The organism is Caproiciproducens puteiluti (genome assembly GCF_052442865.1).
In the GTDB taxonomy this organism is placed as follows: domain Bacteria; phylum Bacillota; class Clostridia; order Oscillospirales; family Acutalibacteraceae; genus Caproiciproducens.
Genome location: NZ_CP194790.1, coordinates 3,208,195 through 3,223,520, shown reverse-complemented (window position 1 = coordinate 3,223,520; position 15,326 = coordinate 3,208,195). Strand labels below are relative to the sequence as shown.

General features: G+C 50.9%; 13 protein-coding genes. 9 read left to right on the top strand and 4 right to left on the bottom strand.

Annotated elements, in window-relative coordinates:
- Positions 1 to 104: 104 nt before the first annotated feature.
- Positions 105 to 1,889, top strand: a complete 1,785-nt coding sequence (locus ACRQU7_RS15650; RefSeq protein WP_444641688.1) for a HAMP domain-containing methyl-accepting chemotaxis protein — start codon at positions 105 to 107, stop codon at positions 1,887 to 1,889.
- Between the two features lie 133 nt (positions 1,890 to 2,022).
- On the opposite strand, the gene ACRQU7_RS15645 is transcribed toward ACRQU7_RS15650, so the two are convergent.
- Complete coding sequence (locus tag ACRQU7_RS15645) at positions 2,023 to 2,280, bottom strand: HPr family phosphocarrier protein (protein ID WP_038325663.1); 258 nt, start codon at positions 2,278 to 2,280, stop codon at positions 2,023 to 2,025.
- A gap of 388 nt (positions 2,281 to 2,668) precedes the next feature.
- Between ACRQU7_RS15645 and ACRQU7_RS15640 the strand changes: the two genes are divergently transcribed.
- From ACRQU7_RS15640 to ACRQU7_RS15605, 8 genes are all read left to right on the top strand, one after another.
- Positions 2,669 to 4,525 (top strand): BglG family transcription antiterminator, encoded by a 1,857-nt coding sequence (locus ACRQU7_RS15640; RefSeq protein WP_444641687.1) that lies wholly within the window; start codon positions 2,669 to 2,671, stop codon positions 4,523 to 4,525.
- Positions 4,526 to 4,537: 12 nt separating this feature from the next.
- Positions 4,538 to 4,999, top strand: coding sequence for a PTS sugar transporter subunit IIA (locus tag ACRQU7_RS15635; protein ID WP_444641686.1), 462 nt, complete (start codon positions 4,538 to 4,540; stop codon positions 4,997 to 4,999).
- Between the two features lie 16 nt (positions 5,000 to 5,015).
- Positions 5,016 to 5,342 carry a PTS fructose transporter subunit IIB gene (locus tag ACRQU7_RS15630; protein ID WP_141826159.1) on the top strand — a complete coding sequence of 109 codons (327 nt, stop codon included), beginning with the start codon at positions 5,016 to 5,018 and terminating at the stop codon, positions 5,340 to 5,342.
- A 29-nt stretch (positions 5,343 to 5,371) separates the two neighbouring features.
- Positions 5,372 to 6,619 (top strand): PTS fructose transporter subunit IIC, encoded by a 1,248-nt coding sequence (locus ACRQU7_RS15625; RefSeq protein ID WP_038325659.1) that lies wholly within the window; start codon positions 5,372 to 5,374, stop codon positions 6,617 to 6,619.
- A gap of 65 nt (positions 6,620 to 6,684) precedes the next feature.
- A complete protein-coding gene (locus ACRQU7_RS15620) occupies positions 6,685 to 7,758 on the top strand; it encodes a M24 family metallopeptidase (RefSeq protein WP_444641685.1) in 1,074 nt (357 codons plus the stop codon).
- 3 nt (positions 7,759 to 7,761) lie between these two features.
- Positions 7,762 to 8,820 (top strand): aminopeptidase, encoded by a 1,059-nt coding sequence (ypdE, locus tag ACRQU7_RS15615; protein WP_444641684.1) that lies wholly within the window; start codon positions 7,762 to 7,764, stop codon positions 8,818 to 8,820.
- Positions 8,817 to 10,001, top strand: a complete 1,185-nt coding sequence (locus ACRQU7_RS15610; protein WP_444641683.1) for a MalY/PatB family protein — start codon at positions 8,817 to 8,819, stop codon at positions 9,999 to 10,001. Before ypdE ends, ACRQU7_RS15610 begins: the two co-directional genes overlap by 4 nt.
- A 42-nt stretch (positions 10,002 to 10,043) precedes the next feature.
- Complete coding sequence (locus ACRQU7_RS15605; protein ID WP_444641682.1) at positions 10,044 to 11,009, top strand: type I phosphomannose isomerase catalytic subunit; 966 nt, start codon at positions 10,044 to 10,046, stop codon at positions 11,007 to 11,009.
- Positions 11,010 to 11,095: 86 nt separating this feature from the next.
- Here the strand turns inward: ACRQU7_RS15605 and ACRQU7_RS15600 are convergent, their stop codons facing one another.
- From ACRQU7_RS15600 to ACRQU7_RS15590, 3 genes are all read right to left on the bottom strand, one after another.
- Positions 11,096 to 11,380: a helix-turn-helix domain-containing protein gene (locus ACRQU7_RS15600; protein ID WP_444641681.1), complete on the bottom strand. Its 285-nt coding sequence runs from the start codon at positions 11,378 to 11,380 to the stop codon at positions 11,096 to 11,098.
- A 14-nt stretch (positions 11,381 to 11,394) separates the two neighbouring features.
- On the bottom strand, positions 11,395 to 12,387 hold the full coding sequence (locus ACRQU7_RS15595) for a hypothetical protein (RefSeq protein WP_444641680.1): 993 nt from the start codon (positions 12,385 to 12,387) through the stop codon (positions 11,395 to 11,397).
- A 381-nt stretch (positions 12,388 to 12,768) separates the two neighbouring features.
- The gene (locus ACRQU7_RS15590; RefSeq protein ID WP_444641679.1) at positions 12,769 to 14,682 is read right to left on the bottom strand and encodes a methyl-accepting chemotaxis protein; all 1,914 of its coding nucleotides are present in this window, start codon (positions 14,680 to 14,682) and stop codon (positions 12,769 to 12,771) included.
- Between the last annotated feature and the right edge of the window lie 644 nt (positions 14,683 to 15,326).

Genomic DNA, 15,326 nt, shown 5'->3' with positions numbered 1-15,326 from the left:
GGAAGCGTACGGCGCGGCTGCCGCTCGCTTTCCCGGCGAATGATAGGAAAAACGATCCTGCAGATGGGTAGATCTCAGAAATCAATTAGGAAATGGGGATCTATATGTTAAAAAATATGAAGATCGGCAAAAAGCTAATTTTAACGTTTGCTCTGGTAACCATTATTTCCAGCATAGGGGGCATTGTCGGACTCACCGTCATGACGAATATGAACGCTACATACGGCAAAGCGTTACAGGATTACGGCTTTGCTCAGGGGGATATCGGGCTTTTCAACACGGAATTCAATAACACGAATTCCATTATTCGCGACATTGTGTTTACGACCGACCCAAAGGTGACCAAAGAGTGTCTGGCGGAATTGGAAGAGTCCACCGCGAAGGTGAACACATATTTTGTGAACATGAAAAAAGGTATGGTTACGAAGGAAGACCTGAACTACTATAATAACATCAAAGCCAATCTGGACAGGTTCGCAACCATCAGGGGACAGGTGGTCGACTATGCCTCGCAGGGCCTAAACTCCGTCGGACAGTCCCTTCTGTCCGGGCAGGGCGAGCCGCTTTCCCAAAAAATCAGGGAATCCACCAATGCCTTAATCAGCGAGAAAACAACCATGGGCAATCAGGTTGCCGCAAAGCTTTCCGCGCAGGGCCGCACGGCGAGTGTCAGCATTTTTCTGGTAATCTTTCTTTCTCTGGTTATTTCAATTTTTATTTCCATCAGCATTTCCAGGAGTATCAGCAAACCCGTCGGCGAAATGGCCGCCGCGGCTCAAAAGATGGCGGAGGGCGACCTGAGCGTTCAGATCGCCACGGATTCCGGCAATGAAATCGGACAGCTGGGAGCCGCCTTTGCAAAATCAACCGATACCATTCAATCGTACATAGACGATATCAGAAACAGCCTTGCCGGGGTGGAGCAGGGAGATTTGACCGTCGTTTCCCAGCTGGAGTACAAGGGGGATTTTATTGAGCTAAAGAAATCTATCAACGGTATTGTACTCTCCCTGAACGAGATCCTGGCGCAGATCAGCCGCACGGCGGAGCAGGTGTCGAGCGGCGCAGAGCAGGTGTCAAACGGAGCGCAGGCGCTGGCGCAGGGGGCAACCGAACAGGCGAGCTCGGTTGAAGAGCTTTCTGCAACCATTACGGAAATTTCCGCTCATGTCAGGAATAATGCCGATTACGCCGGACTTGCGAGCGAAAACGTGGATCATGTTCGTGAGGAAATAGAAATCTGCAATCGCCATATGGCGGAAATGGTAACAGCTATGTCCAAAATCAACGATTCCTCCGGAAAAATCGGTAAAATCATCAAAACGATCGAGGACATTGCGTTCCAGACAAACATTCTTGCCCTGAACGCGGCTGTGGAAGCGGCCAGAGCGGGCGCGGCGGGCAAAGGCTTTGCCGTTGTGGCGGACGAAGTCCGGAATCTGGCCAGCAAAAGCGCGGCGGCGGCAAAAAACACCACCGCCCTGATTGAGGATTCCATGACCCAGGTGGAAAGCGGAACGAAGATTGCCGATCAAACCGCGCAGTCCCTTCTGCAGGTAGTGGAGGGAGCACGGGTCGTTTCCGAAACGGTCGAAAAAATTTCGCAGGCATCCAATCTCCAGTCCGGCGCCATCGTTCAGGTAACGCGGGGCGTTGACCAGATTTCCGGCGTCGTTCAGACCAATTCCGCTACAGCGGAAGAAAGCGCCGCGGCAAGCGAGGAGCTTTCCGGACAGGCGCAGGCATTGAACACTCTTGTGAAAAGATTTAAACTGAAGGAAGAGACGGAGCAGGGTCCCGAACCGGAAGTCCGGGACGAGCCTGAGCGGGGGTCCGAAGCGGAAGAGGAGACAGAAAATAAATATCAATGGCCGCAGACAGCGAACTGACGGGTACGGAAGGCCATATTGAAACCAATTTGTACATAAAAAGCGCAGGGAAATGATTCCCTGCGCTTTTTTGACCGCTTTTCAGCCGTGTGCGGATTCCGGAATTCGTTTTTCCTGTTCCGGAAAAAATGGCTTATAAGTTGGCCTTGAAAAAAGCCTGCAGCGTTTCAAAGGCTTTTGCCTCGTCGCTGCCTTCCGCAGTAACGGTTACCGTCTCGCCCTTTTTGGCGGCCAGGCCCATGACTGCGAAAATCTTTTTGGCGTTTGCCGCGTTTCCGTCCTTGACGACCTTAATGTCCGAAGCAAACGCCGCCGCTGTTTTTACAAGCAGCCCGGCCGGACGGGCATGGATTCCCTCGGCATCCGTAATGGTATAAGTAAACTGCTTCATAGAAATACTCCCTTTGATGATTTACGCCGTGGCGCTGATTTTTTATTGATTACTATGATAGCATACTGACAATAAAATGCAATATCCGCTGTTTCCGGCGAAGCCGCGTTTCGTGCGCGGACAGGTTGAAATATTATTATATGGAATGATATCCTCCGTATTCCTGCTTGTACGGTTCTGTTTTTTCTTGCTTGCGATCGGATGACACACAGACGAAAAAAGCCTTGAGGCCGCCGGAAATTCAAGAATCGGACACATAAATTATACAAGATAGACAGTAATTTATTTTCAGTGGCACCATCCCATGTCAAAGATTATAAGGAAATTCCTGAATAAAAAGTTATAATAGAATTGACCGGTGAGATCAAAATAAAAGCGAGGTGATTGGATGCTGACGAAAATTCAAATCAAACTGATACAACATCTCAGCGAGACGCAGACTCCCCTGACGGCGGAGGACATTGCCAAGCTGATCGATATTTCTTCCCGTACCGCCAAACGGTATGTTGAAATCATCAATGAGGAAATCAAGGAAGACGGGCTGGAAATCGTTTCAAAGCGCGGCGTGGGCTACGAGCTGAAAGGCGACCTCAGGGCGGTGAAAAAGCTGCTGAGCGGCGAATCCTACGAAGACAGTGCCGAACGTGTCAGAAGCATTCTTCTGACGATCATCCAGTCACAGCCCGTCACAATAGAAACGCTTTCCGGCTGTGTGCATTTAAGCCCTTCCACCGTAAACAAGATGATGCCGTCCATTAAGGACTATCTTCACAAATACAGTCTGGAGCTGTCTTCAAAGCCCTATTACGGACTGCTGATAGACGGCGGGGAAATCAACATCCGCGCACTGCTGACGGATATCGGATTCAACAACGAGCAGAGCAGCTTTCAGGTCAATCTGCCGAATTTGAGCGAAGACGAGTATAAGCAGATTGACGGTACCGTGCTGGAGCACTTGAAAAAGATTCACGTCGTCGCCGCGGACAGGGATATTCAGAACCTGTCCATGCGCATCGCCGTTTCCTTTTCCCGCGCAAGACAGGGCTGCCGTCTGACCGATCTTTCGCTGCCGAAAAACGTGCGTCGGTATCACCTGCAGGTGATCCGTCAGATGATGGACCCGCTTGCAAAATCCTTTGGCATTGCGCTGAACGACGAGGAAGTTCAATATATTGCCGCGCTTTCCGGTCCCGTGATCCAGAGCTTTGAAGCGGATAAGGTGAATGTGGAAGACCATATCCACAACTTTGTGAAGGACCGGATCAGGGAAATCTCCCTGATTTCCGGCTCCGATTATTCCGCAGACGAAAAAGTGATCGAATCCCTGTCCGTGCACATCAAAATTCTTCTGGAGCGGATGGAGAGCCAGATTCCGGTGAAAAACCCCCTGCTCAGCCAGATCAAAAAGAAGTATCCGATTGAAATGAACTATGCGATCTTTCTGGCGCAGAAGATTGAAAAGGAATACGGCGTAACCATAGGCGAAGACGAACTGGGGTATCTTGCCATGCATTTCGGCGCGTTCCATGAAAGAATGAACAGCCGGAAAAAGGCAGTCGTTCTGTGCAGCTACGGAATCGGCACAAGCCAGCTGGTTACCGAGCGGATCAGCAGGGAAATCCCGGAGCTTGAAATTGCCGGCGTGTACCCGATCCACTATCTGGAAAGCGCGCTTGCACACGATCCCGATATTGTTATTTCCACCGTCGATATCGACGGCTACCACAGTGATATTCCGCTGGTGGTCATCGAGGATTTTCTGGGCAGCGACTGTATTGTCCGGATCAAGGACGCCCTTTATCACAGCGGGGAAGAAAAGCCCAGCCTCGCCGCCATGTTCCGCCCGGAAGCGTTTTTCCGGTTTCAGGCGCAGACGCGGGAAGAGGCGATTGAAGAAATTGGGAAAAGAATGCTGGCGATGGGCCTCATTCAAAAAAGTACGCTGGATTCCGTTAAGATGAGGGAGAAGAAATCCTCCACGGACATCGGCAATCTGGTGGCCGTTCCGCACACCATCTTTCAGGGGGATTTGCCTTCCGTGGTGGGGATCGGTATTTTGCAGCAGCCGATTAAATGGGGGGAAGAGAACGTTCAGCTGCTGTTCTTTATCAGCTTCAACAGTGCCGACAGCGCCAACGCGTCCATGTTTCGGCAGCTGTACGGATGCGTAAAGGATATCAGACGGGTGAACCAGCTGATTGCTTCCTCTTCTTACGACCAATTTATTAAAAATTTTTCTTTTTGAAGGAGAACACATATGCAGGAAGATAGCGTTTTTAAGAAGGAGTATGTGCTGCTGGATGCGGACGTTTCCACGAAAGAGGAATGCCTGGCCTTCATCGCCGAAAAGGCGGTGGAGTTCGGTATCAGCTCCGGCGTACAGGCGACCGTCGACGGCTTTATGGAGCGTGAAAACGTGGACAGCACCGGCTTCAGCGACGGGTTTGCCATTCCGCACACGCGCTGCGACGCGATCCTGAAGCCCTCAGTGCTTGTGGTCAAGACAAAGCACGGGATTGACTGGCCGTCCATGGACGGCGAACCGACCGTGGTGGTCCTTGCTCTGCTGGTTCCAAAGGAAGTGGGGGGCACGGTGCACTTGAAGCTTCTTTCCGCGCTTTCGCGCAAGCTGGTCAACGCGGAGTTTCAGAAATCACTGCTCAATTCAGATGATCCCGATGAAATATTCGGTATTATAAATCAAGCGATTCAAAGTTAAGAAGGAGGAACAGAATATGGCAAAGAAACTGGTGGCTCTGTGCGCCTGCACAATGGGTCTGGCCCATACCTTCATGGCCGCGCAGTCCCTGGAGGAAGCGGCGAAGGAGCTGGGGTATGAGGTAAAGATCGAAACGCAGGGCGCGGACGGGATCCAGAATGCGCTTACCCCCAAGGATCTTGCAGAAGCCGACATTATTATTCAGGCCGTGGCGATCACGCCGGAAAACAACGACCGTTTCGACGACTATGACGTGTATGAAATCAGCCTGCAGGATGCCATCAAAAACGCAAAAGGCATCATTAAGGAAATCGAGGAAATGATTTCCGCAGAAGCACAATAATTACATAATCTATTTGAGGAGGAGTTAAAATGGCAATTACCAAAAAGAGCGCAGTCAACGGCGGAGCCAACCGCCCGAAATTGAACATCGGTTCCACTGCCCCCGCACCGGAAAAAAAGAGTATCTGGGCAGAGCTTTCCAAACATGTTATGACCGGTATTTCCAACATGATTCCGTTCCTGATCATGGGCGGACTGATCCTGGCACTTTCCCAGCTGATTCCTTACGTCATCCTCGGTGTCGATCCCTCCATGGGCATTGTTGACGCGATGAACTCCGGAAAATACACGGGGTCGTCCATCGGCCTGCTGAAATTTGCCAACCTGACCGCGGAATTCGGCGGAACCCTGTTCGGCTTTGCCATTCCGATGTTCGCGGCCTTCATGGCGAACTCCATCGGCGGCAAGCTCGCTTTCCCGGCCGGCTTTATCGGCGGCCTGATGGCTACGAAGCCGACTTCCATCCTGAGCCTTGTGGACGGCAAATGGGAAGCCAATTCCCCGGTCGCTTCCACCTTCCTGGGCGCTATCCTGATTGCGATCGCAGCCGGTTATTTTGTGAAATGGCTGAATAAATCCATTAAAGTAAGCCACAACATGCTTGCTTTCAAAACCACTTTTCTGATTCCGATTATCGCGGCCGCCGGCGTAATGCTGGGTATGCACTATGTCGTTACCCCGTTCGGCGGACTGATCAACTCCTGGATCAAAGGGGCTCTGGGCGCGGCAGGCGCGGCAGGCGGCTACGGCTACGCCATCGCGCTTTCCGCGGCGACCGCCATCGACCTTGGCGGCCCGATCAACAAGGCTGCGGGATTTGTGGCGCTGAGCTTTACGACCGACAAGCTGCTGCCGATTACGGCCCGCTGCATCGCCATTGTCGTTCCGTCCATCGGCCTCGGCCTTGCGACGATCATCGACAAACTGGTTGTCGGCAGACATGTCTTTGACAAGCAGTTCTATCCCCAGGGAAAAACCGCCATGTTCCTTGCCTTCATGGGCATCAGCGAAGGCTCCATCCCGTTTGCCCTTGAGAAACCCTCCATCACGATTCCGGCTTATATGATCGGCGCGATCGTCGGCGGTACCTCCGCCGTCGCCATGGGTGCTGTCCAGTGGTTCCCGGAATCCGCTGTCTGGGCATGGCCGCTGATCTCCAATATCGCCGCTTATATTGCGGGCATCGTCATTGGAGCGGTCATCACCGCGCTGATCGTTATTTTCGCACGGAACAATCTGATTAAAAAAGGCAAGCTGGAAGTAGACTCCAACGACTGATTACATAGTAGCTGAGAGAAAGGGGTACGTTTCGTACTCCTTTCTTAAATCATATAGGAGAAAACATGAACAGACTTGAAAACTGCCGCGCGCTTCTGGCGGGCTGCGACGCACAGGCAATGCTGTGCACCTCTTACCACAACAAATTTTATCTTTCCGGGCTGTACAGCTCCTCGGGCTATGTGCTGATTACGCAGAAGCAGAAATATGTGATTGTGGATTCGCGCTATTACGAGGAAGTACGGCAGAACAACCGGGACGCACAGGTTCTTCTGATGACCGGGGAAAAGACCTATGACCTGCTCATCAACAGAATTATTGAAGAAGAAAATATCCGTACCGTCGGTTTTGAAGGCGACGATCTGTCCTACGACCGGTACCGGTCGCTGGAAAAGAAGCTCCGCGCTTCGCTGGTTCCCGTCAATATCAATCCGATCCGGGCGGTCAAAGACGCTCAGGAAATTGAGACGATACAGAAAGCCTGCGCCATTGCGGACCGCGCCTACGCGCACATTCTCGGCTTTGTCAGGGCCGGAATGCGCGAGGACGAGGTCGCAAACGAACTGGTTTACTTTATGAAGCAAAACGGCGCGATGAAGGAATCCTTCGACACCATTGTCGCCAGCGGCGTAAGGGGTTCCATGCCGCACGCCAAGGCCGGCGCCAAACAGTTGGAAGCCGGCGACCTTGTCACCCTTGACTTTGGGGCAAAGGTCGGTCAGTACTGCTCCGATATCACCCGCACGTTCGCGGTCGGAAAAACGCCGGTACCCGAATTGCAGAAAATCTATGAAACCGTCCGGGAAGCTCAGCAGAAGGGAATAGAGGCCGTTTGCGCCGGAACCCGCTTCTGCGACGCGGACCGTGCGGCCAGGTCGGTGATTGAAAAAGCCGGGTACGGCGAGTATTTCGGCCACAATCTGGGTCATTCGCTGGGCATCAACGACCACGAGGACCCGCGCCTTTCCCCCACGGAGGAAGCGCGCATGGAGGCCGGGATGGTCGTGACCGTAGAGCCGGGCATCTATGTGCCGGGATTGGGCGGCGTGCGGATCGAAGACGATGTGCTCGTAACGGAAAACGGCTCCCGGGTGCTGACCCGCTCGCCTAAGCAGCTGATTGTTGCAGATAAGGAGTAACCAATGAATATTGAACTGGTAAAAAAACTGAGCAACGCGGACGCGGTCGCCTCGCACGAGGACGAGGTCAGAAGCATCCTGCTGGAAGAGCTGGAGGGTGTTTCGGACGAAGTCGATTTCGACAGGCTGGGTTCCGCCATCTTCCATAAAGAGGGGGATGTGCAGGGCCCGCGCGTCATGGTGTGCGCCCATATGGACGAGGTCGGCTTTCTCGTCAGAAGCGTCAGCAAAATCGGTATGCTCCATGTCATTCCGGTCGGGAGCGTCCGCACCTTCTCCAAATTTATGCAGGGAGTCCGGGTCACAACGGAATCCGGGCGTAAAATCCCCGGCGTTTTGAATTCCGTGTACGCGGACGGCGACGTGAAGGATCTGGTCGTCGATATCGGCGCCGTTTCCGATGAAGAAGCCCTTTCTCTTGGTATCCGCACAGGGGACATGGTGACCTTCAGCAGCGAATGTCAGGAATACGGAATCGACGGTACCTTTGCGGGAAAGGCCTTTGACGACCGGCTCGGCTGCTACGTGATGGCGGAAACGCTCAAGCGCTTGGCAGGCACCCCGCTTCCGAACCAGCTGTATATGGCGGCGACCTCCAGCGAAGAGGTGGGGCTGAGGGGCGGAAAGACCTCCGCGTACAGGATTCAGCCCGACATCGTGATCGTGCTGGACGTCGCCTGCTGGGGAAACGAGCTGGTCAGGGACCATACCAATAACCGGCAGATCGGGCACGGTCCCATGCTGCTGCATTACGATAAGACCATGGTGCCTTCCTCCCGCCTTCTGAGCCATATTCAGAAGATCGCCGATCAAAACGGCGTTGCGCTGCAGCAGGATATGTTCAGCAACGGCGGTACGGACGGCGGCCAGGCGCACCTGACCCGCGACGGCGCGGTGTGCGCCGTGCTCGGCATCCCGCTTCGCTACGGCCACAGCCCGTGGTCCATCGGCAGCTGTGCCGATGTGGACAACGCGGTGTTTCTGCTGACGGAGCTGATGAAAAGCCTGGACCGGACCGCTTACCTTTCTACCGTGGATTTTGCACACAGGAGGCAGCCATGACGGATTTTGACCTTTTCCCCGACCGCTATGCGGAAAAATGCCGCAAATGGGACAGAGCGAAAATCGAAGAGCACTTCGGCCCGGTCGGCGACGATTATATTCCCATGTGGATTGCCGATATGGACTTCCGCGCGCCGGAGCCGCTGCTGAACAGGCTGCATCAGGCCGTGGATATCGGCGTTTTCGGCTATACCTACGTTTATGAGGAATTCTACGACGCGGTGATCCGTTACTTTGAACGGCATCACCACGTTTCCCCGAAAAAGGAATGGCTGACCCTGTGCTACGGCACGGTTTCCACTCTGCACTATACGGTGCAGGCCTTCTGCCAGAAGGGCGATTCCGTTATGCTCAGCACGCCGGTCTACGATCCCTTTGCGCGGGCGGCGACCGCGTTTGGCGCACAGGTGATCGAAAATGAATTGGTCGTGGAAAACAACCGTTACCGGATGGATTTTGAAAAAATGGAAGAGCAGCTCAAACAATACCGTCCGAAGCTGTACCTGCTCTGCAATCCTCACAACCCCTCCGGCAGGATCTGGAGCCGGGAAGAGCTGGTCACGCTGATTTCCCTGTGCCGGAAATACGGAACCATTGTCGTCGCCGACGAGGTACACAGCGGTCTGATTTTTGACGGAGTTTATACCTCCACCGTTGAAACCGGGGAACTTTTTCAAAATGTTATCCTTTTATCTTCACCGAATAAGCAGTATAATTTAGGTGGCCTGAAAACCTCTTACGCCATCATTGAGAATGACGAGCTGCGCAAAACCTTCCGCGGCCGGCTGACGAAAAATTCCATCACTTCGCCGACGGTGTTCGGTATCATCGCGCTCATTGCCTGTTACAACGAGGGCGAGGAATACACCCGTGCGCTGATGGGCTACCTTGGGGAAAATTATCGTTACGCCCGCGAGTCCATCGGGACCCGGATTCCCCGGCTGTCCTGCATGGAGATGGAATCCTCCTATCTGCTGTGGGTGAATATTCAGAAAACGGGGATGGACAGCGATACCTTTACGCGCCGCCTTGCAAAAGAAACAGGCGTGCTGGTGGAAAGCGGGAACAATTTCGTCGGCAACGGCGAAGGGTATATCCGTATCAATCTGGGAACGCAGTTCCGAAACGTAAAGGAAGCGTTTGCGCGGATGGAAAGATTTGTTGACAGGGCTTCTCTTTAGTGCGTAAAAGGCCGGGACAACAACGGAAAGGGGTTCATTGATTTGGGACCGCTGAAACTCATTGCTCCCTGCAAGGATTATCTTTGGGGAGGAACAAAGCTCAGGACGGAGTACCGTCAGCAGAGCGCCGCGCAGAAGCTGGCGGAAAGCTGGATGCTCTCCTGCCATCCGGACGGGCTGTCCGTGATTTCCGGGGGAATCTTCGACGGAATGACGCTGAAAGACCTGATTGCCCAGGAGGGACGGGGGGTTCTGGGGACAAACTGCGACCGTTTTGAGCAGTTCCCGGTGCTGGTTAAGCTGATCGACGCACAGGACCGTCTGTCCATACAGGTCCATCCCAACAACGAATACGCTCTGGAGCACGAAGGCGAATACGGCAAGACGGAAATGTGGTATATTCTGGAGAACGAGCCGGGCGCCTATCTTTACTACGGTTTCCAGAAGGAAATCAGCAAAGAGGAATTCGCCGAGCGAATTCGCAATCAGACATTGACGGAAGTATTAAACAAAGTGGAAGTTCACCCCGGCGACGTGTTCTTTATCGACGCGGGAACGCTTCACGCGATCGGCGCGGGGATCGTCCTTGCCGAAATCCAGCAGAATTCCAACACGACCTACCGCATTTACGATTATGGAAGGGTCGGCGCGGACGGAAAACTGCGCGCGCTGCACGTGGACAAAGCGCTGGATGTCACGCAGCTGAAACAGCCCGTCCGCTCGGCAAAGCCGCAGGGCGAACCGGTGAAGGAAGGGGACTGTGTCAGAACGCTGCTCGCGTCCTGCCCGTATTTTACCGTATCCCGGATTGTGCTTTCCGGCGAAACGGCAATGACGGCCGACGCTTCCAGCTTTCAGTCGCTGCTGTGCGTTTCCGGCGAAGGAACGCTTTGCCGCGGGAAAGAAGCGCCGGTTCCGCTTCAAAAGGGAGACAGCCTCTTTATCCCCGCGGGAATGGGCGGCTATACGCTGAAAGGCAGTCTGGAATTTTTACTTACCTCGCTCTGAGATATTTCTGAACTACATGGGAAACCGCCGTCGGGATTTGCTCCCCACGGCGGCTTTTGTATGCTCCGAAAACTCCTGTACGGCGGTCAACTCGGGTCGCTTTCTTTTTTCGGGGCTGTCTGCAAAACATTCTTAATTTGCGGAATACTGAGTCCGTTCTCTTTCAATTTTTTAATCCATTGGATTCTTTCCACGGTTTCTTCTCGTCGATACCTTCGGGTCAGGTTTTGCTCAGCCTGTTCAAACGGCAGCATATTTTCTTCCGTATAAAACTTGAGCGTACTGTAGCGGCACCCGGTAATACGCACCAGTTCACCGATGGAGACATATTCGGAGGCCAGGATAGCATCCATAGTACGTTGTCTCGACATGATTTTTTACTCCTTCAAAAAGGGAGGCGGGGCATCAGGCGGACTCCGTGAATCGGAACCCTCCCGTAAATCGCCTGCGGAACTGCCTTATAAACCAGATTGTCTATTTTAATGATCGGAACCGCCCCGGTCTGCAGTACCGTGAATGTATGACCGTATAATTTCAGCCGGTTTTTAACGTCCTCCAGCCTTTTGTCCGAATTGGAAAACCAGGCCTCCGTATCAATAAAAACCGATTGTGAGCGCTCAAGAACAGGGTAAACAAAATTGATGCCCGCAGCGAAAGGCCTTTTAAAAACTCTTTTTTTCCAATGCAGGAACTGCTTGACCGCCAGCTCTGTACCGCGGCGGATGCGGATAGGGTATAGGGCTTTCGCGAGAGGATTTTGGTGATAAAGCCCGTTCATTCTGACGGCGACCGTTTCCAGGTCATTGAAGGAAAAGAAGTCGCTGAAACAGCCGCTTTCACGCAAAAGCCAGAGCATACAGACGGTTTCATCCGTTACAGGACCGTTTTCCAGAATTTCCGCCTTTACGTTTTCTGTAATTGCCGCGTATTCCGGAATGTTGCTGCGATATTCCATATACGGGACCCCGGCAGAATCGAAATACAGGTCGCAGCCCAGCAGATTCGGGATTTCTTCGATCAGGTCCTGACTTCTCAGGGAATCGGCGACGCTCTTCTCCAGCTTTTTTAACCTCTTGCCGGACAGCGCGGAAGCTGATTTCAGGCACTGTTTCAGGCTGAGAGGCCGTGAGGCATTGACTTTTTTATGCTGAATCGGTTCCAGGACAGCTTGACAGTATTCTTCCGAATCGGGGAAAGCGATATTCCGTAAATCCACCGTATTCCAGCCCTTGCCCGTGTGATTGTCCAGAAGCACCTCCAGAATTACGGAAGCAGCCATGCATCGGAGGGCCACCTTTTTTACAGTAGTCAGGTAAAGGCTGTTCTGTGCATTCAGTGCGATCATCGAAAAGCTCTGCGTTAACTTCAAATCCTTCACAAGAAATCCCCCTGTTTGTAAAATAGCTGAGTTTACTTATTACTTACTACTTACGATTTATAATGCTATCTTATTCCGGTTTTTCGAATTTGTCAATCTTATCTTTTAACATATTTTACTTGATCGGAAAAACTTTTCGTATGGCCGGTGATTTTCGCCCATGAAATTTTAAAAATGATGTCCGCATAAAAACATTCCCGCAACTGCCGAAATGGGGACAAGATTCCATCGGGAAAAAGCGACACTCCATTTGCTCCGCGCAAATGGAGTGTCATACGTGACGGGCAATTTAATTTTTTAATCCATTGGATACATATTCGGAGGCCAGGATAGCATCCATGGTACATTGTCTTGATATGGCCAGATAAACAGAAAATGCAGTTAAAACTGAAACTGCTCAATAAGTGTTTTAAGCAATTGGGCCTGGTGATTCAATTCTTCACTGGCGGCGGCGCTTTCTTCCGAAGTCGCCGAATTGGTTTGTACAACCGATGAAATCTGGTCGACGCCCATAGTTACCTGGTTGATCGATACCATCTGTTCATTAGTCGCTTTGGATATTTCCCCGATTAATTCAGAAGTTGTGTTGACTCCGTTGATAATTATGTTCAGGGACTGTGCCGTTTCATTGGCGATCGAAGTTCCCTTTTTAACGCAGGCGACGGAATTCTCAATCAGAGCGGTTGTGTTTTTTGCCGCCTCTGCGCTTTTTCCGGCCAAATTTCTTACTTCGTCGGCCACTACGGCAAACCCTTTGCCCGCCGAACCCGCGCGTGCGGCCTCGACCGCCGCATTCAGTGCAAGAATGTTGGTCTGGAATGCAATATCCTCGATTGTTTTGATAATATTACCGATTTGATGGGAAGATTCGCTGATTTCCTCCATCGCGGAAATCAATTTCCGCATCGATTCGTTGCCGCGTCCTACTTCGCAGGAAGCCTTATCCGCCGATTGGTTCGCGTCGGCAGCGTTAGCTGCATTTTGAGTAACCTGATTTGCAATTTCGATAATGGATGCAGACAGCTGTTCAATGGAACTTGCCTGTTCTGCGGCACCTTGGGCAAGAGCTTGTGAAGTATCTGCAACCTGATCGGAACCGCTTGCGACCTGATCGGCGGTGGCTGTAATATCGGAAAATGTTTTTACCAGGGTGGATTTAATGTTTTCCAATGATGTTTTGATCTTTGAAAATTCGCCCACATAGTCGCAATGAAGGTCAAAAACCAAATTTCCCAAAGCAATCTGATCGAGTACGGCGGAAATTTCATGGATATAGTCAATGTACTGCTTCAGCCTTTCCACTGTCTTTGAAAGAGCCGAGGCTACCTGTCCTGTTTCGTCCTTTGATTTTGTATCGACCTGAACGTCAAGGTCGCCGTCTGCGATTTTCTGTGCAGCGAGAGTTAATTTCTTCAAAGGGTTAATAATGCCCTTTGATATCAGAGAAATCAGCGTGATTAGAAGCAACAGTGCAATCATAAAAACCGTGAAAACCGCATACCGTACGGTGTTATAGGTCCCGTTAAATTCTTTTTCCGGCATACCGGTTGTTATGGTCCAGCCGGTGCTTCCGACAGGGGATAAGAATCCCACATTTGTTGTATTTATGGCTGTGTATGTAATGGTCCCTGCCGTTTTTCTGGTGATGGCGTCAATAATATTTTTAGACATTTTGGATTCTGATACATTTTTGCCTTTTAAATCTGCATCCGGATAATAAACAAGCTGTCCGCCACCGGTAGTAAGAATATAGAAACCTGTTTGTCCAAGACGGTAATTCTTTACCATGCTGTACAGATGGTTAATGGAAATGTCAATTCCCACAAAGCCGATCAAGTCCGTTGCCCCGGCCTTATATACGGGGGCGACCATACTTACAACTGAAGAACCGGTCGTCTGATCCTTATATGGCTCGGTTGTTACAATATCTTTTTTCTCCACGACGGACTTGTACCACGATTTTTCCGTAAGATTCATCTCATACGGTTCGTCGCTGCTCGATATGACAATCGTGTTTGTGGCGCAGTCTGCAATCCAAACCGATGAGTAATTGTCGGGATCGGTCTGAAGAATATTGTCAACCGTTCTTTTTGCGCTTGCGGAGTATGATTCGCTGTTGGATTTTTTCTCATCCGAAGTCTGCTCAAAGTATTGCTGAAACGAATCGTTCGCCATCATCTGCCTGACAGTATTCGTATATTTTGAAAAATACTCATTGATTTGATAAGACGCTGCCTGAGACTTCGCAGTAAGCTCACTTGTTGTCAGCGCAGATACCGACTGCTTCACAGTCATTAATACGATTAACGCCGTAATACAAAAAATAGCCGCAACAGGGACACCAATCAATAATAGCAGTTTTGATAACAGGCCCCTTTTGCAGGAAATTTTCCGCAGCTTTTTGCGGAAGATTTTTTGAGGCATCCTAATTCACTCCGTTTTATTATTAAGAAATACATGGCTGGTCAAGTATTCCTCCTATTATTATCGGCTGTGATTTGTTGTAACATTTGCCTGAAACCGCAACTAAAAAACATTTGGATCATTCCATATTTACACGCTAGAATTCATGAAATCCTTTGGCTAATTGGAAGAATACCAGTGAAGAATTGTAGTTATGCTAAAGATAAAATTATCTATATTGCAATAATAACAATTGCAAAACTGGTATGGATTATCGTTTCGTTTGCAGGAATTGGACGTAACGTGACAGGGGCTGGCTATAAATAAAAAGAGAGGTCGGAATGAATAAAACAGAGAGATTTATGGCAGTTTTAGTCAACTTTTGTTAAATTAAATACTTTTAGAATACATATTGACATCTGCATAAAATAGTTTTATTATTTAGATGTTATTTGGTAAGTTTCACTTTGTGACGACTGGTATGGTATCTTGGGAGATTCTTTTATAGGTTTCTGCAAGTTATTTTTTTGGTCTAA